The sequence below is a fragment of the Photorhabdus aegyptia genome (genome assembly GCF_000612035.1).
Lineage (GTDB): Bacteria > Pseudomonadota > Gammaproteobacteria > Enterobacterales > Enterobacteriaceae > Photorhabdus > Photorhabdus akhurstii.
In genome coordinates this window covers 36,893-58,509 of record NZ_JFGV01000029.1, presented here as the reverse complement: position 1 = coordinate 58,509, position 21,617 = coordinate 36,893, and the positions used below count along the sequence as shown (strand labels likewise).

The following is a 21,617-nucleotide window of genomic DNA, read 5'->3' as shown; positions in this document are numbered from 1 at the left end:
AGTATTGTATAAAAAACAGATTAATATTAATCATTTAATAATCAACATTAATAATTTCAAATTAATTTTAGTTTTTTATTTTTATTATGTGATTTAAATCACATTTATGATGATTAATTTCGGGATGAAACTACCTTAAATGTGATGGTTGTCGTTAATGGGTGATGAAGTATGACCTTTTTTGATTAGGTTAGATGGCCACTACCACAACATCACACAATTTCAGGTATTAAAGGAATACTTGGTGCACAAGTCGCCTATCAGCACAAGCGCACCTAGCAATACGGCAGCTTAACCATTGCAAGCTATAATCCCGGCGCCTTCCATAATGAAGTTGTCAAACCATGATCGACCAACGTTAATTGATCGGCATATATCGCCTGCCAGTCCTGTTTAGCCTTTTGATACACTTCATAATGTTCAGGATTTGGCTGATATTCATGCTGCCAACGCACCAGTTTTTCCCCTGTCGTCCCCATTGCATCATAAAGCCCCACTCCCACTCCAGCGGCAATGGCACATCCCAAAGCGGTTGATTCTTTAACCATCGGCACCCGAACCGGTAATCCTGTCACATCAGATAAAATCTGGCTCCATAATTTTCCTTTTGAACCACCACCAGCGAATACCAGTGAATCCGGTTTCACTGCGGAAAAAGCAGAAATCAGATCCAAGTTACAGGCCGAGACAATCGCTGCGTTCTCTTCCAACGCACGAAATAGAGTCGCTTTATTACATTTTTCAGGATCAATGGAAAGGTTAATAAAGGAAGGCGCAGCGTGATACCAAGCTTTAAATCGCATCACATCAGAGAAAATTGGCATGATACCGTAAGCGCCTGCCGGGACTCTGGCCGCCATATCTTCCAGTAAGCTATAAGTATCAACACCAAGACGCTCCGCCAACAGCTTTTCTTCCGCGCAAAATGCATCCCTAAACCAACGCATGGTTAAGCCAGTAAAGAAACTAATAGACTCCGCCTGAACCATGCCGGGAATAACATGAGGATTTATCCGTGTATTCATATTTGGGTCAGTGACCGGTTCCGGCAGATTGACCACCTGCTGCCAAAATGTGCCGCCAATCACGGCGGTCTGAGCTGGCTTGACAACACCTAAACCAAGGCAACCGAGCTGCACATCGCCACCGCCCATAATGACCGGTGTGCCAACATTCAATCCACATTGAGCAGCGGCTTTCTCAGTGACGTAACCTAACAAGGTTCCGGTCTCTTTTACCGGCGAAAGAATATCAGAGCGCAATCCTGCCATCTCAAGGAGGTCAGGACGCCAATCACGGCTTGCCAGATCCAGCATACCTGTCGTACCGGCATTGGAGGGATCGACAGCCAACTCGCCACTGAGCATATTTGCCAGCCAGTCGCTAATCATGGTTAAAGCCGCTGCCTGACGATAGATATCAGGACGATGATGAGCCAACCATAACAGACGAGGCATTGCACCCAAGGCTAATGTTTGCCCTGAACACTGATAAACATCATATTCAAAAGTGCTGTCATACAGCGCCTTCAATTCACTCACTTCATGGCTGGAACGCGCATCCACATTCGCGCAAGCCCAGATCGGCTCACCATTGCGGTTATAAAGCACAATGCCTTCCCGCATGGAACAGGATGCCACCCCCTGAATAGCACTGGCGGGCAATTCTGCGGTTTTCAGCGCCTGGCGGATACATTGGCATGTAAGTTGCCAGTTCGTCGCTAAATCAAACTCCATTGAGCCCGGTACATCAGGCACAGGCTGATGTATCCATTCAGCCTGTCCTGCGGCGATCTGATTCCCTTCAAGATCAAATATCACTGCACGAACACTCCCTGTTCCTGCATCAAGCGCCATCAGATATTTTCCTGATGGATTAGCACTACGGCGTTGATTCATGATGCTATCCTCAGTTTAATTACTTTTTGAACTATTACTTTTTAAACTTATAGCTTTACCTCAAATTTTTTCTGCTTATTTCACGGATAGAGTCAATACAGGGTTCAACGCAGCAAATTCAGCATTGCTTTGGCAGTCTGTTCTTCCGTCACCAGTCCATTGATATATTGACCATGCAACGCAGCAATAATGGCTTCCGCTTTCTCTTCCCCTCCCGCGACGCCAATCACTGTCGGGATGGTTTTTAGTTCTGGCATGGAGATACCTATCAGTTCCTGATGAATCTGCATATCCTCCACCAGTTCACCATCAGCACGCATAAAATAGCCAAGGATATCGCCCACAGCGCCTTTGCGGCCAAACATTAGCTGTTCACCGCCACTGATATAACCAGAACGCATAATTGTCGCCTGCTGTTGCTGATTAACCGCGCCAATGCCAACGATAGCAATATCAGCCGCGCAAGCCGCCAGCAAAACATCTCGGACACTGCTTTCCTGACGGAATGTTTCAGCAACCTGAGCCGTGGAAGCACGTAATGGAGCGGGGATAATACTGATTGAACAAGCTGCATCCAGTTGACCAATACCGGTCATATAAGGACCGACGCCACCGGATAGTGTGACTAACCTGATTTGTTGTGATGAGATAAAGCCACTTAAATGTTGCAATGTGCACATGGTGGTTTCACCAAATCCCACTGCCAATAATTGCTGCGGTTCAATCAATGCCATCAGCAAATGTGCCGCGCCAACCCCCAATCTGGCATTAAGATTCATATTCGCCAGCGCAGGTAAAACACGCACCTGTTTCAAAGAGAAATGTTTTTGCAGGGTATCTTCCAGCTCCAGACACCCCTCATAACGAGAGTTAATTTGTACCCGAATGACACCTGATTGCCGCCCTTTCTCCAGTAATCTGGAAACTTTTAACCGGCTCAAACCAAGCAAATCGCCGATGTCGCCTTGTGTCAGGCCATCGTGATAGTAAAACCATGCAATACGCGCAAGCAGCTCTTCTTCACTCATGCTATTACCCGGATAGGTGTCCTCATTTTTCTCTTTAGCTGACTTTTCTTTCACTGATTTTATCGACATAACCACTTTCTTTTTATCCGCACTCAACAGATAACCATTAAAACGTATAACACGCCAGAGTCTTACCGCAAAAATTTGAACATAATTCAATGAATATGCAAATTTTTCACAAAATGTGATCTAAATATTGCCAATATCATAATTTAACAGCTACCATGTTGAACAATTGTTTTTTAAATATATAAATGTTCATTTTGTCTGCCTCCGCACCTGTATGTTAAGAGGATGCCGCGATGTTACATAACAACACCGCAGTACCACCACTATTAGAAGTCAGTGGCATCAGTAAGCAGTTTTCCGGCGTAATGGTACTGAAACATATTGATTTTACTCTGCTCCCGGGGCAGATACATGCTCTGTTAGGGGGTAATGGCGCGGGCAAATCAACACTGATGAAGATTATTGCCGGTATCGAACAACCAGATAAAGGCACTCTCAAGATTAGCGGTGATCATGTTAGCCACCTTAATCCCACTAAAGCCCATCAATTCGGTATTTATCTGATACCACAAGAACCATTGCTATTTCCGAATTTGTCTGTACAAGAAAACATTCTGTTTCGTTTGCCAAAGCATCAGGTAGATAAGTCTAAAATGAAACAGCTACTGGCATTACTTGGCTGTCAATTAGATCTGCATGTCAGTGCTAGCAGCCTTAATGTCGCCGATCAGCAACTGGTAGAAATTATGCGCGGCCTGATGCGTAATTCGAAAATCTTAATCCTTGATGAACCTACCGCTTCCCTGACACCAGCAGAAACCGAACGCCTATTTGCCCAGCTCCGCGAGTTACAACAGCAAGGGGTCGGCATCATTTTTATTTCTCACAAAATCCCTGAAATTTACCAATTAGCGGATCAGGTCAGTGTCATGCGTGATGGTAGTATTGCTTTAAGTGGCAAAATCCACGATTACACAACCGATGACATTATTCAGGCCATTACACCAATCACGAAAAATCAGCCATTAAATGGCGCCCCAAAATTGAGCCTGGATCTCGGCAATAACCGGCGCCAAACAGCACCCGATCAACCAATACTGACAGTCACAAAACTGAGCGGCGAGGGTTTCAGTAATATCACTTTCTCAGTGAAACCGGGTGAAATTCTTGGCTTGGCCGGGGTTGTTGGCGCAGGTCGTACAGAACTGGCTGAAACACTTTATGGCCTGCGCCCTGCGATATCCGGTGAAGTCAAGTTAAAACAACACGCTATTAATGAGCTAACAACCGCTCAACGTCTGGCTCAGGGTTTGGTTTATTTGCCGGAAGATCGGCAGTCATCAGGACTATTTCTGGATTCATCACTCGGCTGGAATATCTGTTCACTAACCCACAATCGCGATACATTCTGGATACGTCCCGCCTATGACACCGCGGTACTTGAGCGCTATTGCCAAATCCTGAATATCAAATTCAGCCATATCAACCAGCCGATCAAAACGCTGTCCGGCGGTAATCAACAGAAAGTGCTGATTGCTAAATGTCTGGAAGCTCACCCCGCCGTTCTTATTATTGATGAACCTACACGTGGTGTGGATGTCGCGGCACGCAATGATATTTACCAACTGATTCGCCATATCGCCCAACAACAAGTGGCGATTATTTTTATTTCATCGGATCTGGATGAGGTGGTTCAGATGGCTGATCGGGTGTTAGTTATGAATCAGGGAGAAATCAACGGCGAATTAACTAAGCAACAAATGGATATTGATACCATTATGCACATCGCTTTCGGCGAACATAAATCACAACAGGCGGCATCATGTTGAAACTTATCCAGAATAATCGAGAAATTACCGCATTAATTGCCATTCTCTGTCTATTTGGCTTACTTAGTCTCATCGACCACCAGTACTTTAACTTACAAACTGTCACCCTCGTTTTCAGTAGTGCGCAGATCCTTATCTTGCTTGCAATGGGGGCGACATTGGTCATGCTGACTCGCAATATTGATGTCTCTGTCGGCTCCATTGTCGGCTTATGCGCGGTCATGATGGGAATGTCATTGAATGCCGGTTTTAGCCTGCCCGTTTCCTGCCTGTTGACTCTTCTACTCGGTATGGGTGCCGGATTCATCAATGGCGTACTGGTCGCCTGGCTGAAAATTCCCGCGATTGTTGCCACTCTCGGCACGCTGGGGCTTTACCGTGGCCTGATGTTATTGCTGACTGACGGTAAATGGATTGAAGGCTTACCGGACGAATTAAAGCGCCTTTCCGCACCTTTATGGCTCAATATCTCACCTATCGGCTGGCTGTTAATGATCTTGATATTAGCAATGGCGTGGATACTAGCAAAAACCCCATTTGGCCGGAGCTTTTACGCCACAGGAGACAACCTGCAAGGCGCTCGTCAATTGGGCGTTCGTACAGATAGCATTCAAATTATCGCCTTTTCCGTAAATGGCGTGATGGCCGCGCTGGCCGGGATTGTTTTTGCCTCCCAGATTGGTTTTATCCCAAATCAGACCGGTAATGGGTTGGAAATGAGAGCTATCGCAGCTTGTGTGCTAGGCGGCATCAGTCTGCTTGGCGGCACCGGTACAGTAATCGGCGCTATTTTAGGCGCATTTTTCCTGACGCAGATAAACAGCGGATTAGTACTGCTAAAACTCCCTGCCTGGTGGAATGATTTTATTGCCGGATTTGTTCTGCTGGCGGTATTGATTTTTGATGGACGCCTTCGTTGTGCCATCGAAAAAAATATCCGCCAACAAAAATATGCCCGTTTCCTCAAAAATGACAAAAGTAATCAGGTGACATAATGAGTATCGGTCAACGTTATGGTTGGGAATTCGCCCTAGCCGCATTACTGATTATTGAAATTCTGCTGTTTGGCATAGCAAACCCGCGCATGCTGGATATTAATATATTGTTGCTGAGTACCAGTGATTTTATTTGCATCGGGATTGTGGCCTTGCCGCTGACTATGGTTATTGTGAGTGGCGGTATCGATATTTCATTCGGCTCAACTATTGGTTTATGCGCGATATCGCTCGGAGTGATGAATCAGGTCGGTATTCCAATGGCCGCCGCCATTCCTTTAACGCTACTGGTCGGTGCAATATGTGGAATAATCAATGCCGCGCTGATTTTATATACCGGCATTAACCCGCTGGTTATCACACTCGGTACCCTATATCTGTTCGGCGGCAGCGCCCTACTGCTTTCCGGCATCTCGGGTGCAACCGGTTACGAAGGCATTGGCGGCTTTCCACAAGCATTGACTGATTTCGCTAATTTGACTGTGTTTGGCCTACCTATGCCATTAGTGCTGTTTTTACTCTGCCTCCTTATTTGCTGGCTGTTCATGCATCGTACCCACAGTGGACGCAATATTTTTCTAATTGGGCAAAGCAGTAAGGTTGCCCGTTACGCGGCAATTCCCATTGCCCGAACACTGTATCTTCTCTATACCCTGACCGGCATAGCTTCTGCTATCGCCGCCATTGTATTAGTTTCCTATTTTGGATCAGCTCGCTCTGACCTTGGCGCGTCATTTCTGATGCCGGCAATCACCGCGGTAGTATTGGGCGGAGCCAATATTTACGGTGGTTCAGGTTCAATCATCGGCACCGCGCTGGCTATATTATTAATTGGTTATTTACAACAGGGATTACAGATGGCCGGCGTTCCCAATCAGGTATCCAGCGCCCTCGCCGGCGCCCTGTTGATCATTGCCGTGGTAGGACGTTCCATCAGCCTGCACCACCACCAAATCCGTGACTGGATACAGCGATGGCGAAATCAGAGGTTGTCTTCCTAAATCGACAGGTTGAATTTTATGACATTACAGTCCCTCTGAAACCCAACAATATGGAGAGAGTAATGAAAACATTAATCCTGAAAAAACTGGCTCTAATTAGCCTATTAAGTCTGGCTTGCGCCTCTTGGGTACACGCCGCCGAAAGAATCGCTTTCATCCCTAAACTGGTCGGTGTCGGCTTTTTTACCAGTGGCGGCCAAGGCGCGGTAGCCGCCGGGAAAGCCCTGGGTGTCAATGTTACCTATGATGGACCGACAGAACCCAGTGTTGCCGGGCAAGTTCAGCTTATCAACAACTTCGTGAACCAAGGCTATGACGCTATTGTGGTCTCGGCGGTTTCACCGGATGGCCTATGCCCCGCGTTGAAACGAGCCATGCAACGGGGGGTGAAAATTCTAACCTGGGATTCAGACACTTCGCCGGAATGCCGTTCTATCTATATTAACCAAGGAACGCCAACCCAATTGGGCGGAATGCTGGTGGATATGGCGGCTAATCAGGTGCAAAAAAAGCAAGCCAAGATCGCGTTTTTCTACTCCAGCCCAACGGTAACTGACCAGAATCAATGGGTAAAAGAAGCCAAAAATAAAATTGCCGCAGAACATCCCGGTTGGGAGATTGTTACCACTCAGTTTGGTTATAACGATGCCACCAAATCCTTACAAACCGCAGAAGGGATCTTAAAAGCCTGGAGTGATCTAGACGCCATTATTGCCCCGGATGCTAACGCCCTGCCAGCCGCGGCGCAAGCGGCAGAAAATCTGAAACGACAAGATGTTGCGATCGTCGGTTTCAGCACCCCCAATGTCATGCGTCCTTATGTTGAACGCGGAACCGTCAAGCAATTCGGACTCTGGGATGTGGTCAACCAAGGCAAAATATCAATTTATGTCGCCAATGAATTACTCAAAAAAGGTGATTTAAATGTCGGCGATAAACTAGATATTCCCGATATTGGCATTGTTGAAGTAGTACCAAACCGCGTTCAGGGCTACCGCTATGAAGCCAAAGGAAACGGTATTGTTGTTCTGCCTGAACGGGTCATTTTCACCAAAGACAATATCAATCAATACGATTTCTAATACTACGGCCCAGCAATCTCTGCCATGCATGGTTGCTGGCCCAATGTCAGTGAGTTAGGAGAAGAAAAATGGCAGATTTAGATGATATTAAAGATGGTAAAGATTTTGGTATTGATATCCCACAGAAGAACAGCCTGTTTGAACTGAAAGGCTGTGGCGCACTGGATTGGGGAATGCAATCACGACTTTCACGCATTTTTAATCCTAAAACCAATCGAACGGTTATGCTGGCTTTCGACCACGGCTATTTTCAGGGGCCAACAACCGGGCTTGAACGCATTGATATCAATATTGCTCCGCTGTTTCCCCATACCGATGTCTTGATGTGTACCCGCGGTATTCTGCGTAGTCAGGTTCCACCCGCAACCAACAAACCCGTGGTCTTGCGGGCCTCTGGCGCCAACTCGATTCTGACGGAGCTGTCTAATGAGGCAGTCGCGGTTGCGATGGAAGATGCTTTACGCCTGAATGTCTGTGCAGTAGCCGCTCAGGTCTATATCGGCTCTGAATATGAGCATCAATCAATTAAGAACATTATCAAATTAGTCGATCAGGGAATGCGTTACGGTATGCCAACAATGGCAGTCACCGGCGTTGGGAAAGACATGGTTCGGGATCAACGTTATTTTTCTCTGGCGACGCGCATTGCGGCCGAAATGGGCGCACAAATCATTAAAACTTACTATGTCGATACTGGCTTTGAGCGTATTGCCAGCGGATGTCCAGTTCCTATTGTGATTGCCGGTGGTAAAAAGTTACCAGAAAAAGAGGCTCTGGAAATGTGTTACCAGGCTATTGATCAAGGGGCTGCCGGTGTTGATATGGGACGTAATATTTTCCAATCCGAAGCACCGGTTGCCATGTTAAAAGCGGTTCAAGCAGTCGTACACCAGAATGAGAATGCCAGCAAAGCTTACGAGTTATTTTTAAGTGAAAAACAATAAGGAGAATATAAGATGCACGTAACTTTGGTTGAAATTAATGTTAAGCAAGACAAATTAGACGAATTTATTGAAGTTTTTCGCCTTAATCATCTGGGATCAATTAAAGAAGCGGGCAATTTACGTTTTGATGTATTACGGGATGAAAATATCCCTACCCGCTTTTATATTTATGAAGCCTATGTTGATGAAAAAGCGGCTAACATACACAAGCAAACCCCTCATTATCTGAAATGTGTTGAACAACTCGAATCTCTGATGTCTGAACCCAGGAAGAAGAGATCGTTTGTTGGTGTGATGCCGGAAATAAAATAAATATACCCGTCATCTTTCAAGCTGTCTCTTTGTTGGCTGCACTCACTCACCCCGGTCACATAGTTATCTATGCTGCCGGGGATTCGCTCCCTTGCCGTCGCGATGCATCTTGAAATCCATAGGGTATAAAACGCTTCAATATAACGAGAAAATACAACTTCGTTTAAATCACTAAATTACCCAGGACAGAATATTCTGCTTGGGGGTTTTGTTCTCGTATCACTCTTAATATTTCACAACCAAGAACAACATTGCGTCCATTAGGTATATCAGTAAAATCAATCAACAATAAATTCATATAAAGATTGAAGATCAACAAAATTAAAATTTTTCCCTGAAGCGTTCGGCAATCTTTTCAAGCTCGTCCATTAATCCAATGTCTCTGTCAGTTCCCACTATGTCATTAGATTCATTGTGATTCCAGTGCTTAATAATCGCAATTAACAAATAGGTACTTCGGTCAAAGAACCCAGAACAGTAAACTAGAACATAACCGCTCGTTCGTCTAAATTGCACCAGCTTGAGTGAAAAACCACTTTCTCTGTAATGCAAGTGTTGCAACTCAAGGTAAGAACGGTTATTCGTGAACTTATAGGGAACATCCCGACCAAAGGTAATGGGCAAACCTTTTCCTTCTTTGTAGGCTTTGAAGTCATCAACCAAGGCTTTGGTTTTTTGTTCACCCAAAGCATCTTTCAAATTGCTGTATGTGAATATTCTTACCACCGTTAATTTCCCTTTTTCTTGATCAGCAATTCCGCCATTTTATCTGCAACTTTTTTCATCTCACTTTCATTAAGGTGAAAATTGCCGGTAGCTGAAAGCACTCCTTGTTCATCAAACTCGCAAATCACTAATGGCTTGCCTTGCCCCTTCTTTGAAGAAATTTGTATGTTTTTTATGACCATTCTTCGTAATCTCCAGTGGAGCCGTGTTTAAGCTTCGTTGCCATCTCAGTAGCAATCTGATTCATATCCAAACCTTCACCAGTAAAATTAGCAGGAATGTTTTTTAACTCAGTTGTCCCCCGTTGAGCAAACTCAACAAAATTAATAATCTCTTCATACATATGTGCAGGCACAGCATAAAACTGGATCTGATTGTTTGATGAGACAGCAATAGCATCTCCTTGGGCTTCCGCCAAGGCCGCGCTAGGATTGGATTTAAACTTGCTTATCGGTATGGTGTAACCACACATAACCTTCTGTAACATATAGAATACCTCCACTTTACACTGCCATATATAGTTCCAAATTCAGCTCTAAGTATAGATCTATATTTGGATACAACCAACATTTTGTTGGTTGTAGACAACAACCTATCAGCGTCTAGCGAGCAATCCGCTCCTACACTTTTTAGTTACCGTTTACTCTGAATATACATACATATTAATTAAACACTCGCCTATAGTGCAGTTATTAGTCCTGATGAATCATTATAAAGCAGCTATATATTGCCGTTTGCAAAATGAATTTATTGACTTACAGAATGCTTACAACAAACTTTATCTTCCAAGAATAACGCTGCATTCTTCCTGTCTATTAATAAAATCAACCAACAATAATTCCCAACAGAATCTCTCAAAGTCACAATCTGCATTACTGAATGTCGTGTTAATAATACCGATATCGCCAACAAACAATTGTTTTAAAACCAACCAAAAAGGTTGACTTTTGATCGAATTGCGCTATTTTTGAGGAATGGAAAGAACCTTGATTAGCATTCTTCTCTTTGATACTAACTTGGAATATTTTTAAATATGCTTTCTAAACAGGCAAGCATACTTATGTTTTACCTTCTTGGCAGCATGACGAAAGTTAGAAGAAAGAGAGATGAGTCTGAAAACCAAACTACTTTCTTATCTACATCATTCATACCAATGACATAGGAGTAAATATATTTTGGCTGACTTAATCTATTTGACGATAAAAGGGAAAAATCAGGGACTCATCTCTGCGGGTTGTTCATCAATTGACTCGATTGGTAATAAATACCAAGTTAACCATCAAGATGAAATTCTGGTTTACGGTTTGAGCCACTCAATGTTACGTAAGAAAAACGTTAAACATCAACCGGTGATAATTAGAAAACCCATTGATAAATCAACACCTCTGTTAGGTGTTGCAATTTCCAATAATGAAGTAATGGATTGTTTTATTAACCATTATCGGACAAGTTTAAATGGAGGATTAGAATTATATTTTAATTTAAAGCTAATCGGAGCTCAAATATTGGAATACAGTGTACTCCATCCTAACTCTTTAGAAAATAATGACCAGCAACCTCAAGAAACGCTATCGTTAATATATAAAAGTATAACGTGGAACCATATTATCGCAGGGACCGGCGGTTATAGTATATGGGAAGATACGGTATATTAACTCTCAATAAGATACCACCTCCCAAACGGGAGGTATTTATACCCGTCATCTTTCAAGTTGCCTCTTTGTTGGCTGCACTCGTTCACCCCAGTCACATAGTTATCTATGCTCCCGGGGATTCACTCCCTTGCCGTCGCGATGCATCTTGAAATCCATAAGGTATAGATAAACCTCAAAACAAACTTCAAAATAAATTTCACTCTATAATCCATTAAATAAATATCAATTATTTTCTTTTTCTTTTTCTTTTTCTTTTTCTTTTTCTTCACTATCAGATTTATTCATAGTAAGAAGACAAGAATATGCAATTGCAAAAAACAAAGCACCAAACCGGATTGATCTATAATCATAAATACTAAAATAATGTGGAAATACATATACCAGTACACCACCATTTACAGCAATATTATGCTGAACAGTATTAACAACCACAAAAATAACAGTAAAAAGCACCGTTCGAATATGACCCCTTACATATTCCCTCAACTTAAACAGTACAATAAGCACCAAAATAGACATTGCGTAATAAATAATTACAAAAAAGATATTATAATTGGATAACGTTATACCATCACTCATCTTTTTCACCATTATCTCTGCTTTCCTTTTCTTTACTATAGGGTCTATCCATAATAAGAAGACAAGGATATAAAAATAAAAGAAAATTCGCACCATATCTAATTGAATCATAATCGTCAATGCTAAAATAATGTGGGAATATATATACCAGAACACCACCATTTACAAAAATACCATATTGAATAGCACCAATAACCACAATAATAACAGTAAAAATCACCTCTCTAATATAGCCCCTGACATATTCACTCATCTTAAACAGTACAATAAGCACCAAAATAGACATTACGTAATAAATAATTACAAAAAAGACATTGTAATAGGATAATGTCACATCATCATTCATGTTTCTCACCTTCAGAAATCGAATAAATACTGAGACCTGTCACCATATCACCAATAAGTTCAGCAATCAAAGGTATCCTCCCCATCACCTGCCATCCCCTAATGTAATCAGTTTTTATATACCGAAATAAACGAAAAGTTCCGGGCCTCACAACAGATCTTGCCATTCCGTACCCAGACAACGCCAGATCTACATAACCGTAAACTCTATCACCATCAGTTTCACTATAACCAAGCGTTTTAGCTGCATCACGATAAACATCTCTTACCGGACCTGAAACCTCTTTCCTTAATAACAGGTAATACCCATTCTCATAAACATTATTTCCTCCCTGTATCAGTAGAGGTACACCAAAACCGGCACAAGCGGCGCCAAGAGAGGCCACACATACGCCAAGACCGGCAAAAATCTGAGAACCACCGCTAACAAAACCAATTCGTTTCAAAGTTAAATTGGTTTTTTCATCCTCTTCTTCTTTTTTTTCTTTTTGAACAATCATATATATCTGGCTATCATTCATTAACAAGTCAAATTCCTGTCTCTTCAGGTTATCTATTTCATCTTGCAAGATTGCAATACCACCATCAACAGACAAACAATTTGTACCTATCTCATGATTAACACTTCTGATGAGTTCATTTATTTCAAAAAGGAAACGACTTCCGCTTCTAGCATCAGAAAGATATCTAAAATTAAGCTTGGATGATATCTCATGTAATTCTTTAATTTTGAGCTCTAAATAATGCAAACTCTGTCTTGATGAAAACGCCATGTTAAACCTCTATAACTCGTTAATTTTGACTCATACCGATCCCCAAACAATGTGATAACCATTCCATGATCCTGTCCAAAAGAACATTGTAAGCCCTTAACCTTAGAATGCTGATTCTAAACTCCAATGGATAACCGTTATATAAAAAGGTCCTCATCCACGGCTGAATCAGATAGCTATGATTTGGTCCCACATGATCCTAATTCCTGATAATACCTATTAAAGCACGCTAATATCGAGAAATGCTTTTATACCCGTTATCTTTCAAGCTGCCTCTTTGTTGGCTGCACTCACTCACCCCGGTCACATAGTTATCTATGCTCTCGGGGGTTCGTTCCCTTGCCGTCGCGATGCAACTTGAAATCCATAGGGTATATCATAGCGGATACCCAGATTATCTGGGCCATACAATATCTTTACGACTTCTATCAAATCAAACCAAATCCATTAAATCACAATAATAGAACAATAAATAGTCTTTTCTTCCCCAGATATTCTATCTTCTAAATACTAACCATTATTCAAACCTAATTTTTTAAACACTATCTATTCTTCAATAATAACAATTATATCCCCATAGAGTTTCTCATCCCTAAAGAACCCGGTTATTTTCATTAACAAAATCAAGAGGCTTAAAATCTTCATACTCTTTTACTACCTAATACGCTTTAAATTCATTGCCCTGCTATGTGCTGTTATTTCCTTACTTATACGATTAGAATTTCATTTGAAATAACGTTTTCCACACCGGCTTAACGCAAAAGTCAGCAATATCAGTCAGGCAATGTCTCTTATGTTCAGGCATAGTGCTCTCTAATTGGAGGATGCAATGCACAATGATAAAACTGACGCCTACGTCAAACGATTCAATCAGGTATTTAATTATATTGAGCGCCATTTGGATGAGCCGCTCACATTGGAACAACTGAGTGAGGTAGCGAATTTTTCGCGTTATCACTTTCATAGGCAGTTTGCCAATTACTGCGGTATACCTGTAGGACGCTATCTCCAATTAATGCGATTAAAACGTGCTTCCTACCGTCTGGCATTCAATCCGTTAGAAAAAATCATCGATATTGCGTTGGATGCAGGTTTTCAAAACCCAAAATCGTTCAGCCGAGCCTTCAAGCAGTCATTTGGTCTGACACCAAGCCAATTCCGAAAACAACCGGCTTGGATAAATTGGCACCAATGTATTCCTGAACAAAAACATATCAGGAGACAAACCATGAATGTAAAAATTGTTAATTTTCCAGAAACACTTGTTGCTATATTGCTCCATCACGGTCAACCCGAATTGGTCAATGCAACCGCCGCACGTTTTATCGAATGGCGCAAAACCACAGGACTGTCACCTGTTACCAGCAGTCAAACCTACGGTATCGCGCCACACGATCCGGCAACGATAAAAGGAGAAGATTTCCGCTTTGATATTTGCGGCACAGTCGAGGCGCCAATCCAAGAGGACAATCTGTTCGGAGTGACTAACGGCGTCATACCCGGTGGACGTTGCGCCGTAGCTCGCCATTATGGCTCACATGATTCTTTATCAGAGAGTGCGCGATATTTGTATCGCGACTGGCTCCCTGCCAGCGGAGAAGAACTACGCGATTTCCCACTGTACTTTCATTACTTTAATTTTGTGCATGAAGTCGCTACACACAAATTACTGACGGATATTTACTTGCCGCTTAAATAGAGGCTTGTATCACCAGACATATATCTTACAGCACGTTATTAACAGTTCGCTCAAAACCTCGAAAGAACGGTACGGTCGTATTGGAGGATGGCCGCCAGCCATCCTCCCGCATTTCATCAATAAGAATGTACAACCTCATTAATTTTTACTCAGATTAATTGGAAATTCTTTTTGGACTATTCTCATTTTTTTCTATTGACAATAATTGCATCAAAATCGTTATTACGTGTCAGCCACAGAGAAAGCGCTTTCAGCGAATCAGGGGTGAATTCATCACAGCGAGCGGTTATCTCCTCCGGCGTCAACCAGCACACATCATCAATTTCCGCTTCCTGTAAAGCAAACGGACCATGACTGATGCAACTGAATAATGCGCCACAAATACGGCAATCTTCTGCTTCATAATAAAAACTACCATGTTCTGCAAAAGGTACACCGGCAATACCTAACTCTTCTTCTGCTTCACGCCGGGCAGAATCCAACATATTTTCACCCGCCATCACAACACCGCCTGCGGTCGCGTCCAGCTTTCCCGGATAAAAATCTTTAGTTATTGTACGATGTTGAACCAAAATCTTTCCCATGCCGTTGTGAACAACGATATAAGTCGCACGGTGTCGTAAACGTTGGGCACGCATTTGTCGACGCGTAGCCTGAGCAATGACTTCATTATTTTCATTAACGATATCGATCCACTCAACACTCACTACATTCTCTTGTTCCATCTTCAAAAACCTTTTTTATTAGCAAGAACTTGTAAATCTACAAAATGTTTATTCTACTCAAAACAACCAAATCGATAGGGACCCTACGAAGTTATTCGTTTCAGACGGCTCATGCAACCTTTTCGCTAAACTTGAAATAGAACTGTAAAGAAACTGTAGTCTGATAAGGTTTTTACTGGTAATGATAACAGGGTTGACAGCTTCATCTTATCAACCCTGAAAATTAGAAAAGAGAAATTCAAACCGTCGTCCGTCCATATTATTCATTATGGCGGCATTATTTCCTAGCGTTCTATTATTCGGTTATATACCCGTCATCTTTCAAGTTGCCTCTTTGTTGGCTGCACTCACTCACCCCGGTCACATAGTTTTCTATGCTCCCGGGGATTCGCTCCCTTGCCGTCGCGATGCATCTTGAAATCCATAGGGTATAAATATCAATTCATTAATCTTAATATTTAATTTATTGACCTCTGTTTCATCATAATTCTTTCTCAATCCGCGTAGCAATATTGCTATAACGTGTTAAAGCCAAAATACCACGTTGATCTTGCAGAGTATCAATAAGTGCTAGCTCTAATTGGTTATCCATATTCAAAAACAGCGTATTGCGTTGCCGAATATCAGGAATAATATCATTCCTTTCATTCATTGTTTTTTCAAATAATTGTTTCTGTTCTTGATAAAAATAATATTTATCGGGAGAAAACAATTCTGCAATTCTATCACCAATGTAATGAATATAGTTTAGCATACGGTGATCAGGGACACCTAAAGCATATTTTAAGGTCGGATTTGCATTACGTGGGAACCACTTATCCCTATCAGCACTACTTATATGTTTAAAAAATTCCTTTTGAATCTCCGATGCCATCTTCATATTATCTTCAGTTTCATGATTCAGTGACGGAATCAAATACAATTTTGCCATGACAGGCAATACCTCTGTAAGCCGTATAAAGTTGCTTGAATCATCCTTTTTTAAATTCTCAATAATAAGATCAGCCTTATAAAAATGAACTATTTCTCCATGATGTAAAAAAACCTCCTGACCTTTCGTCAAACCCAACAATTCAATAGCACTAAATAGATAACCCAATGGTCCCCAATAATTATAAAGCCAGTTATCCAAATCTTTTTCCGGGGGCATAGAGGGAACCAAATCATTTTCATTCACATGACGGTAATGTGTCATATTTTCCAATTCTTGTACCGCGCTGCGGGTTAATGTCCGAGGCATCCCATAGCTATACAAGCAAGGATGATATTCTTTCAGTTGGGCACTATGCAATAACCCTAAAGCGCCACCTAAACTATGTCCACAAACAAATACGTTTCGGTTTTTAGCTAAATTAATAATTTTATCAAACATATTTTCATCAGAACCGGGAACTTTTAACTGACCAATAAGATTAAATGCCTCCCAAAATCCCCTATGAACTTTACCATTATTAATAAAACCACTGCATACCCCATCTGGTTCACAACCCAATTTCAATGGTTGATACATAATATCAGTAATGGCGTCATCAACACTCGCCGTCCCCCTCCAACTGATAATAATATCCTGTTGGTTAGCTGCATAAAATAATTCCGTATCTCCTATCCCGCTTTCACCTGCTTTTGAATCAATAAATACAACATCAGTGTAACGTTCACTAAATGGCACATCATAAACAATGGGAGTACGCGCTATTTTTTCCACCTTACCAGGCAATTGAGATATATCCAGCATCTGTCGGTTAAAAAAATGAGTAATAGAACCAGCTATATCGACATTATCATCAAAATATGACAGTAATCCCATTAGTGCCAAATTATAAGCATTCACCAAGGAATAATCTTTCTGATGATGTAACAATAGTACCCATGCGCGAAATGGACATACTTCCAAAACATACCGGCAGTTTGTTGAGAGAACACGAAAACCTTTCGGTACCGAATCCGGGAAATGATAGCGTGGCGGTTTCTCTTCTATCCATTTATCAATGACAGGCAAGCCATCACTTATCTGTCCAATCGTCACATAATGGTGTTGATGACCTTCCGTTTCCGCTTTGGGTTTGACAACTGACGCCCTAATACTGCGTTTTTCCCGTAATGGACGTTGTTCCATTTCATCAGCTAATGGCTGAGCGCTGATATATAACGTCACCGCATCAGGTGATAAGTTTTCTTCCCTAAGCAATCCTTGATTATTAGTCACACCTTTGCGTTCATCTCGAAACCTCCCGCTACTTATCAGACGATAAGGCATATTCACTAATGGATTACCTTGTTCATCAACTAATTGGAACTCCACCCAATTTTCTGTAGTTTTTTGGCTATCAATAATGTCACCTGGGCATAATTCGCTCATAATTATTATCTCCCTCTTTTTATTCTGGAATATTAATTCGACACTTATTATTAGGTCGATACATCAATAATAGTGGGAGAGAAAATTCATTCACTCAAGTCTGTAATTGTAATAAAATTCAATAAATGCAAAACGAATATCATTATGAAAAACACAAGGTAAAAAATGGCAACCAAATAACAATGCAGATCATTGATTTATTTAATTTCACAAATACTAAATCCACAAAAAATAAAAACCAAAAACTCATTATCCTGATATGAAGTTATTATCACCACAAAGCAGAAGAAATAATAGTTTGATTTACATGAGAAAAGTATTATCCTTACTCACTATCATGATTAATCATTAAATTTTATCCTTAATGAATCAAATAATAAAAATAGCCTATCTATCCCAAACAAAAATAGCGAAGAAGATCAAGTGATAATATATCAGCACTTTATTATTGACATAAATATTATGTCAATAATTTATAATCTATATAATAGCAATGCCTGACACTTCCATATTCTTGCCATAATCATCATATAAAATAATCATTACGCAATATGTCCGAACTAGCTCCTTAATCTACCAGGACTCGGAAATCATCGCCGAATTCAGTATTAGCATGTCGCTTTACTCCGTCAGGTTTATCACCACATTCTTCATAAAAACCAACCCTCACCGTATGTTGACATCCGACTAAGAACCCATCTATCTGATTAATTCCTACAATATCATTGCCTGTTTTTGATAGACGATCCCACGCTCCTGCCACATAATTTGTGGCAATATTTTACTGTTAATTTTTTTGATGAGATTTATTGATGTCCAAATTAGAAAAATTATGCACAGATTTTGCCGCTCAAACCAACATTATGTTGAATCTTTCCACCGGCGCAGTGCAATTGAACATTGGTGATTATGGCCCCTGGTGGTTAGAAGTAGATTCAACAGGATCGATGCTGACTTTCCATCATACAGTGGCTCCGTTTGTTAATAGTGATGCGGAATTTTGGCTCTCATTAAACAGTAATATAAATATGCTTGGAGGAGCATGGCTTGCATTACATCAGCCAACGCAAACTATTCGTCTCTGTTTATTACAAGATATAGAACGAATCGATGCTACTGACTTGGCTAATATTCTGGGAAACCTGCAAAAAATAAGAGCTGAACTTCCTTTTCCAGAAACTAAACCCACCACTTCCGCTTCGGCCCACGATATTTTTGTTTGACACGTTTTTTCAGACTGTAAATTCAAAGGGTTCACAACAGAAAATAGAATAAAATAACGGAGAAAAAATATGCCAGATTTTTCAATACAGAGAGCTAACACCAGAATCGATATTCATCAAACTGAATTGCATCAACCAACGGCAACAGATAAAACTAGCCATTGCTGCGAGCCATTATTAAATAATACCATTGATAATCCACTGACAGCGCCAACCTCGGTTATCACACGTTGGAATGAAAAATCCGTCGTAACTAACAAGCAAATTGAAACTAATATTTCTCGTTTAGCCAGCGAAAGCACTGCCGCCCATAAAACAGTTGATTCTCTCTTGTCCAATCTGGTGAAACTTTTTGTTCTGGCGGAGGGTAATGAGTTAACAGCAGTTACTAAAATGCTTAATGCCTATACCGGAGATAAGCCCGGTTTTAGTATTGTCGGCCAGCTTGGCGCAGGTGGATTTACTCGAATCATTAGTGAAGCACGGCAAAATGGAGTGAGACCTGATAGGGCAGATACAGAACCGCTAACATTGAGGGAGAAGGCCACTGCTTATTATGATCTCACTAACTCAGCTTATTTCCGGGACACTCTGGAGAAAATTTATTCATCACCTGAATTGAAATCAGAATTCAAGGATATAATTGATATTGGTTACTTGGAAAGTAAAAACTTTGCACCTGCCCGCGGTTCCACTAAGGAAAAGCCCTTACCTGATCAATTGAATCTCTACACTTTTAAAAATGAAAATAAACTTAATGCCTCTGAAAATCCCGAATTATATCAGGTGACTAAACAGAAAGACGGGAAAGAAGTTATCAGTAACCCGGCTTTGGCCGGCAATAGCCTTACAGAAGTCCAGAGAGATTTCAGAACAGCAGCGCCTGATAAGGATAGTGTCTGGGCAACCGCCGCTTCACTTGAGGCCGATAATCGTCTGACCAACCGAGAGCTGGCGTTTGCCAGTTTAAATCCTCGCAACCGGCTGGACAGAACTGACTATCAATTTGGTCGTTCAGAACCTATCAAAGCACATCAAGAGTTAGCTAAGGAAAACATTATCGTACAACGTGGTAACGGCTTTTCTGTCTGGAATGTGAAAGAAAATACCGGATTTTCTCAGGATGCCGCTCTACACAATTTGCCAACTGTCGCTGCGCCTTCTGGCACCACAGATCGTTTTATTACTGCGGCCAGGTTGTTGGGTGCGGGCCTGAAAAATGATCTTGCTTTAGGTACACCTACTAACGGCGAATCAACAGAGCAGTCAATTCAACGTGGGGATCGGGAAATGAAAGAACTGACTCGATGGCTGGCAACGGGTTATCTGGTTGATGATAATCACCACTCTATGATTGAAGTTAATTTAGGCGCGGCTAACCACGGTTTAGCGCCTCAGTGGGGATTGAATCTCTATACCGAACCCTTTTCTTCTCCTATCTATGCCAAAGGGTTTAGCGTATCCAGCCAAGAAATATTGGCAGAATTAGAAGGCCGTGATGATGTCCACACAGATTACTCTACTTTCAGGAAAGATCTGTACGGCGGAAATCGGGCAACAGTTAACGCCGATGGCAGCATAAAAACAAGCTCCAAATAAGTACGCTTTTCTCCAGAAGAAAAGCTGATCACCTCTTTATTAATAGATCTTCCTGTCGTGCTATTCAGGAAGATCACGTTGGTCTTAGGCTAGGAAGGGTATCAACATACCTTACACGCTGCATAAATTAATGGTAATGTGTGACGCAATTACGTGTTCCACTGGAGGTTCCATGATCGATCTGTATTATGCTCCAACGCCAAACGGCCATAAAATCACCCTCTTCCTGGAAGAAGCGGGTCTTCCCTATCATATTCACCGAATTGATATTGGCGCCGGGGATCAATTCAAACCTGAATTTCTTGCCATTTCGCCGAATAATAAGATTCCCGCCATCGTTGATCAGCAACCAGTCGATGGGGGTAAACCTATCGCCATTTTCGAATCTGGCGCCATTCTTACTTATCTGGCAGAAAAAACGGGTAAGTTACTCAGCAAAGATATGCGTGAGCGTATTCAAAGCCTGCAATGGCTGTTTTGGCAGGTCGGCGGCTTTGGCCCAATGCTAGGACAAAATCACCATTTTAGTCATTTCGCGCCAGAGAAAGTCCCTTACGCGATTAATCGTTACCAAGAAGAGACAAAGCGCTTGTATCAAGTCCTGAATACCCAATTGGAAAAAACACCCTATCTGGGCGGTCAGGAATACAGTATTGCTGATATCTCAACTTATCCGTGGGTTCGTGCCTATGAACGTCAAAATATTGATCTGAACGATTATCCGGCAGTGAAAAAATGGTTTGACGTTATCAGCCAACGCCCCGCCACTCAAATTGCCTATAGCAAAGCCTAATACCTGTCTGCGGGGTAACTATTTCCCCGCAAAACTTGATCAG

21 protein-coding genes are annotated in these 21,617 nt (G+C 41.7%); 11 read left to right on the top strand and 10 right to left on the bottom strand.

The annotated features are described in order from the left end of the window. Positions 1-305 precede the first annotated feature (305 nt). Positions 306-1,898, bottom strand: a complete 1,593-nt coding sequence (gene lsrK / locus BA1DRAFT_RS10910) for an autoinducer-2 kinase (RefSeq protein ID WP_036778825.1) — start codon at positions 1,896-1,898, stop codon at positions 306-308. A gap of 104 nt (positions 1,899-2,002) precedes the next feature. Beyond that, complete coding sequence (lsrR, locus tag BA1DRAFT_RS10905) at positions 2,003-2,995, bottom strand: transcriptional regulator LsrR (protein WP_152544306.1); 993 nt, start codon at positions 2,993-2,995, stop codon at positions 2,003-2,005. A 233-nt stretch (positions 2,996-3,228) separates the two neighbouring features. Between lsrR and lsrA the strand changes: the two genes are divergently transcribed. The 6 genes from lsrA (at position 3,229) to lsrG (ending at position 9,098) form a co-directional block, all read left to right on the top strand. After that, the gene (lsrA, locus tag BA1DRAFT_RS10900) at positions 3,229-4,764 is read left to right on the top strand and encodes an autoinducer 2 ABC transporter ATP-binding protein LsrA (protein ID WP_036778824.1); all 1,536 of its coding nucleotides are present in this window, start codon (positions 3,229-3,231) and stop codon (positions 4,762-4,764) included. After that, the gene (gene lsrC, locus BA1DRAFT_RS10895; RefSeq protein WP_036778821.1) at positions 4,758-5,759 is read left to right on the top strand and encodes an autoinducer 2 ABC transporter permease LsrC; all 1,002 of its coding nucleotides are present in this window, start codon (positions 4,758-4,760) and stop codon (positions 5,757-5,759) included. The genes lsrA and lsrC overlap by 7 nt, the downstream gene beginning before the upstream one ends. Further along, on the top strand, positions 5,759-6,760 hold the full coding sequence (lsrD, locus tag BA1DRAFT_RS10890) for an autoinducer 2 ABC transporter permease LsrD (RefSeq protein WP_036778818.1): 1,002 nt from the start codon (positions 5,759-5,761) through the stop codon (positions 6,758-6,760). The genes lsrC and lsrD overlap by 1 nt, the downstream gene beginning before the upstream one ends. A gap of 62 nt (positions 6,761-6,822) precedes the next feature. Then, a complete protein-coding gene (gene lsrB / locus BA1DRAFT_RS10885) occupies positions 6,823-7,842 on the top strand; it encodes an autoinducer 2 ABC transporter substrate-binding protein LsrB (protein WP_036778815.1) in 1,020 nt (339 codons plus the stop codon). A 68-nt stretch (positions 7,843-7,910) separates the two neighbouring features. Next, the gene (gene lsrF / locus BA1DRAFT_RS10880) at positions 7,911-8,786 is read left to right on the top strand and encodes a 3-hydroxy-5-phosphonooxypentane-2,4-dione thiolase (RefSeq protein ID WP_011147358.1); all 876 of its coding nucleotides are present in this window, start codon (positions 7,911-7,913) and stop codon (positions 8,784-8,786) included. A 12-nt stretch (positions 8,787-8,798) separates the two neighbouring features. Continuing rightward, entirely contained in the window at positions 8,799-9,098 is a 300-nt protein-coding gene (gene lsrG, locus BA1DRAFT_RS10875) for a (4S)-4-hydroxy-5-phosphonooxypentane-2,3-dione isomerase (protein ID WP_036778811.1), read from the top strand. A 321-nt stretch (positions 9,099-9,419) separates the two neighbouring features. On the opposite strand, the gene BA1DRAFT_RS10870 is transcribed toward lsrG, so the two are convergent. Genes BA1DRAFT_RS10870 through BA1DRAFT_RS10860 form a run of 3 tightly spaced genes read right to left on the bottom strand, consistent with a single transcriptional unit; the run spans position 9,420 to position 10,311 of the window. Continuing rightward, positions 9,420-9,824 carry a type II toxin-antitoxin system YafO family toxin gene (locus BA1DRAFT_RS10870; RefSeq protein ID WP_011147360.1) on the bottom strand — a complete coding sequence of 135 codons (405 nt, stop codon included), beginning with the start codon at positions 9,822-9,824 and terminating at the stop codon, positions 9,420-9,422. A 2-nt stretch (positions 9,825-9,826) separates the two neighbouring features. Beyond that, positions 9,827-10,006: a hypothetical protein gene (locus BA1DRAFT_RS10865; protein WP_011147361.1), complete on the bottom strand. Its 180-nt coding sequence runs from the start codon at positions 10,004-10,006 to the stop codon at positions 9,827-9,829. Next, positions 9,997-10,311 carry a hypothetical protein gene (locus BA1DRAFT_RS10860; RefSeq protein WP_011147362.1) on the bottom strand — a complete coding sequence of 105 codons (315 nt, stop codon included), beginning with the start codon at positions 10,309-10,311 and terminating at the stop codon, positions 9,997-9,999. The genes BA1DRAFT_RS10865 and BA1DRAFT_RS10860 overlap by 10 nt, the downstream gene beginning before the upstream one ends. A gap of 688 nt (positions 10,312-10,999) precedes the next feature. Here BA1DRAFT_RS10860 and BA1DRAFT_RS10855 point away from each other — a divergent pair. After that, positions 11,000-11,479 carry an Hcp family type VI secretion system effector gene (locus BA1DRAFT_RS10855; RefSeq protein ID WP_011147363.1) on the top strand — a complete coding sequence of 160 codons (480 nt, stop codon included), beginning with the start codon at positions 11,000-11,002 and terminating at the stop codon, positions 11,477-11,479. 222 nt (positions 11,480-11,701) lie between these two features. Here the strand turns inward: BA1DRAFT_RS10855 and BA1DRAFT_RS10850 are convergent, their stop codons facing one another. Genes BA1DRAFT_RS10850 through BA1DRAFT_RS21950 form a run of 3 tightly spaced genes read right to left on the bottom strand, consistent with a single transcriptional unit; the run spans position 11,702 to position 13,176 of the window. After that, positions 11,702-12,058, bottom strand: a complete 357-nt coding sequence (locus BA1DRAFT_RS10850; RefSeq protein WP_152544305.1) for a hypothetical protein — start codon at positions 12,056-12,058, stop codon at positions 11,702-11,704. Further along, positions 12,051-12,404 (bottom strand): hypothetical protein, encoded by a 354-nt coding sequence (locus tag BA1DRAFT_RS10845; RefSeq protein WP_036778806.1) that lies wholly within the window; start codon positions 12,402-12,404, stop codon positions 12,051-12,053. The genes BA1DRAFT_RS10850 and BA1DRAFT_RS10845 overlap by 8 nt, the downstream gene beginning before the upstream one ends. After that, positions 12,397-13,176, bottom strand: a complete 780-nt coding sequence (locus BA1DRAFT_RS21950) for a DUF4225 domain-containing protein (protein WP_036778803.1) — start codon at positions 13,174-13,176, stop codon at positions 12,397-12,399. Before BA1DRAFT_RS21950 ends, BA1DRAFT_RS10845 begins: the two co-directional genes overlap by 8 nt. An 829-nt stretch (positions 13,177-14,005) precedes the next feature. On the opposite strand from BA1DRAFT_RS21950, the gene BA1DRAFT_RS10835 reads away from it, so the two are divergent. Further along, a complete protein-coding gene (locus BA1DRAFT_RS10835) occupies positions 14,006-14,875 on the top strand; it encodes an AraC family transcriptional regulator (protein ID WP_036778801.1) in 870 nt (289 codons plus the stop codon). 182 nt (positions 14,876-15,057) lie between these two features. Here BA1DRAFT_RS10835 and yfcD read toward each other — a convergent pair whose 3' ends face one another. Both yfcD and BA1DRAFT_RS10825 read right to left on the bottom strand, forming a co-directional pair. Next, a complete protein-coding gene (gene yfcD / locus BA1DRAFT_RS10830) occupies positions 15,058-15,600 on the bottom strand; it encodes an NUDIX hydrolase YfcD (protein WP_036778799.1) in 543 nt (180 codons plus the stop codon). Positions 15,601-16,081: 481 nt separating this feature from the next. Next, positions 16,082-17,959: a lipase family protein gene (locus BA1DRAFT_RS10825; RefSeq protein WP_036778796.1), complete on the bottom strand. Its 1,878-nt coding sequence runs from the start codon at positions 17,957-17,959 to the stop codon at positions 16,082-16,084. Between the two features lie 812 nt (positions 17,960-18,771). Here BA1DRAFT_RS10825 and BA1DRAFT_RS10820 point away from each other — a divergent pair. The 3 genes from BA1DRAFT_RS10820 to yfcG all read left to right on the top strand — a co-directional run bounded on the left by BA1DRAFT_RS10820 (position 18,772) and on the right by yfcG (position 21,574). After that, positions 18,772-19,182 carry a type III secretion system chaperone gene (locus BA1DRAFT_RS10820; protein ID WP_036778794.1) on the top strand — a complete coding sequence of 137 codons (411 nt, stop codon included), beginning with the start codon at positions 18,772-18,774 and terminating at the stop codon, positions 19,180-19,182. 69 nt (positions 19,183-19,251) lie between these two features. Continuing rightward, positions 19,252-20,781: a hypothetical protein gene (locus tag BA1DRAFT_RS10815; RefSeq protein ID WP_051560740.1), complete on the top strand. Its 1,530-nt coding sequence runs from the start codon at positions 19,252-19,254 to the stop codon at positions 20,779-20,781. 172 nt (positions 20,782-20,953) lie between these two features. Continuing rightward, a complete protein-coding gene (yfcG, locus tag BA1DRAFT_RS10810) occupies positions 20,954-21,574 on the top strand; it encodes a GSH-dependent disulfide bond oxidoreductase (RefSeq protein WP_036778791.1) in 621 nt (206 codons plus the stop codon). Positions 21,575-21,617 lie beyond the last annotated feature (43 nt).

Bases quoted from the DNA above. Each gene is read 5' to 3' on its own strand.
- lsrK (WP_036778825.1), bottom strand. From the start codon at position 1,898: ATGAATCAACGCCGTAGTGCTAATCCATCAGGAAAATATCTGATGGCG.
- lsrR (WP_152544306.1), bottom strand. From the start codon at position 2,995: ATGTCGATAAAATCAGTGAAAGAAAAGTCAGCTAAAGAGAAAAATGAG.
- lsrA (WP_036778824.1), top strand. From the start codon at position 3,229: ATGTTACATAACAACACCGCAGTACCACCACTATTAGAAGTCAGTGGC.
- lsrC (WP_036778821.1), top strand. From the start codon at position 4,758: ATGTTGAAACTTATCCAGAATAATCGAGAAATTACCGCATTAATTGCC.
- lsrD (WP_036778818.1), top strand. From the start codon at position 5,759: ATGAGTATCGGTCAACGTTATGGTTGGGAATTCGCCCTAGCCGCATTA.
- lsrB (WP_036778815.1), top strand. From the start codon at position 6,823: ATGAAAACATTAATCCTGAAAAAACTGGCTCTAATTAGCCTATTAAGT.
- lsrF (WP_011147358.1), top strand. From the start codon at position 7,911: ATGGCAGATTTAGATGATATTAAAGATGGTAAAGATTTTGGTATTGAT.
- lsrG (WP_036778811.1), top strand. From the start codon at position 8,799: ATGCACGTAACTTTGGTTGAAATTAATGTTAAGCAAGACAAATTAGAC.
- BA1DRAFT_RS10865 (WP_011147361.1), bottom strand. From the start codon at position 10,006: ATGGTCATAAAAAACATACAAATTTCTTCAAAGAAGGGGCAAGGCAAG.
- BA1DRAFT_RS10860 (WP_011147362.1), bottom strand. From the start codon at position 10,311: ATGTTACAGAAGGTTATGTGTGGTTACACCATACCGATAAGCAAGTTT.
- BA1DRAFT_RS10850 (WP_152544305.1), bottom strand. From the start codon at position 12,058: ATGAGTGATGGTATAACGTTATCCAATTATAATATCTTTTTTGTAATT.
- BA1DRAFT_RS10845 (WP_036778806.1), bottom strand. From the start codon at position 12,404: ATGAATGATGATGTGACATTATCCTATTACAATGTCTTTTTTGTAATT.
- BA1DRAFT_RS21950 (WP_036778803.1), bottom strand. From the start codon at position 13,176: ATGGCGTTTTCATCAAGACAGAGTTTGCATTATTTAGAGCTCAAAATT.
- BA1DRAFT_RS10835 (WP_036778801.1), top strand. From the start codon at position 14,006: ATGCACAATGATAAAACTGACGCCTACGTCAAACGATTCAATCAGGTA.
- yfcD (WP_036778799.1), bottom strand. From the start codon at position 15,600: ATGGAACAAGAGAATGTAGTGAGTGTTGAGTGGATCGATATCGTTAAT.
- BA1DRAFT_RS10825 (WP_036778796.1), bottom strand. From the start codon at position 17,959: ATGAGCGAATTATGCCCAGGTGACATTATTGATAGCCAAAAAACTACA.
- BA1DRAFT_RS10820 (WP_036778794.1), top strand. From the start codon at position 18,772: ATGTCCAAATTAGAAAAATTATGCACAGATTTTGCCGCTCAAACCAAC.
- BA1DRAFT_RS10815 (WP_051560740.1), top strand. From the start codon at position 19,252: ATGCCAGATTTTTCAATACAGAGAGCTAACACCAGAATCGATATTCAT.
- yfcG (WP_036778791.1), top strand. From the start codon at position 20,954: ATGATCGATCTGTATTATGCTCCAACGCCAAACGGCCATAAAATCACC.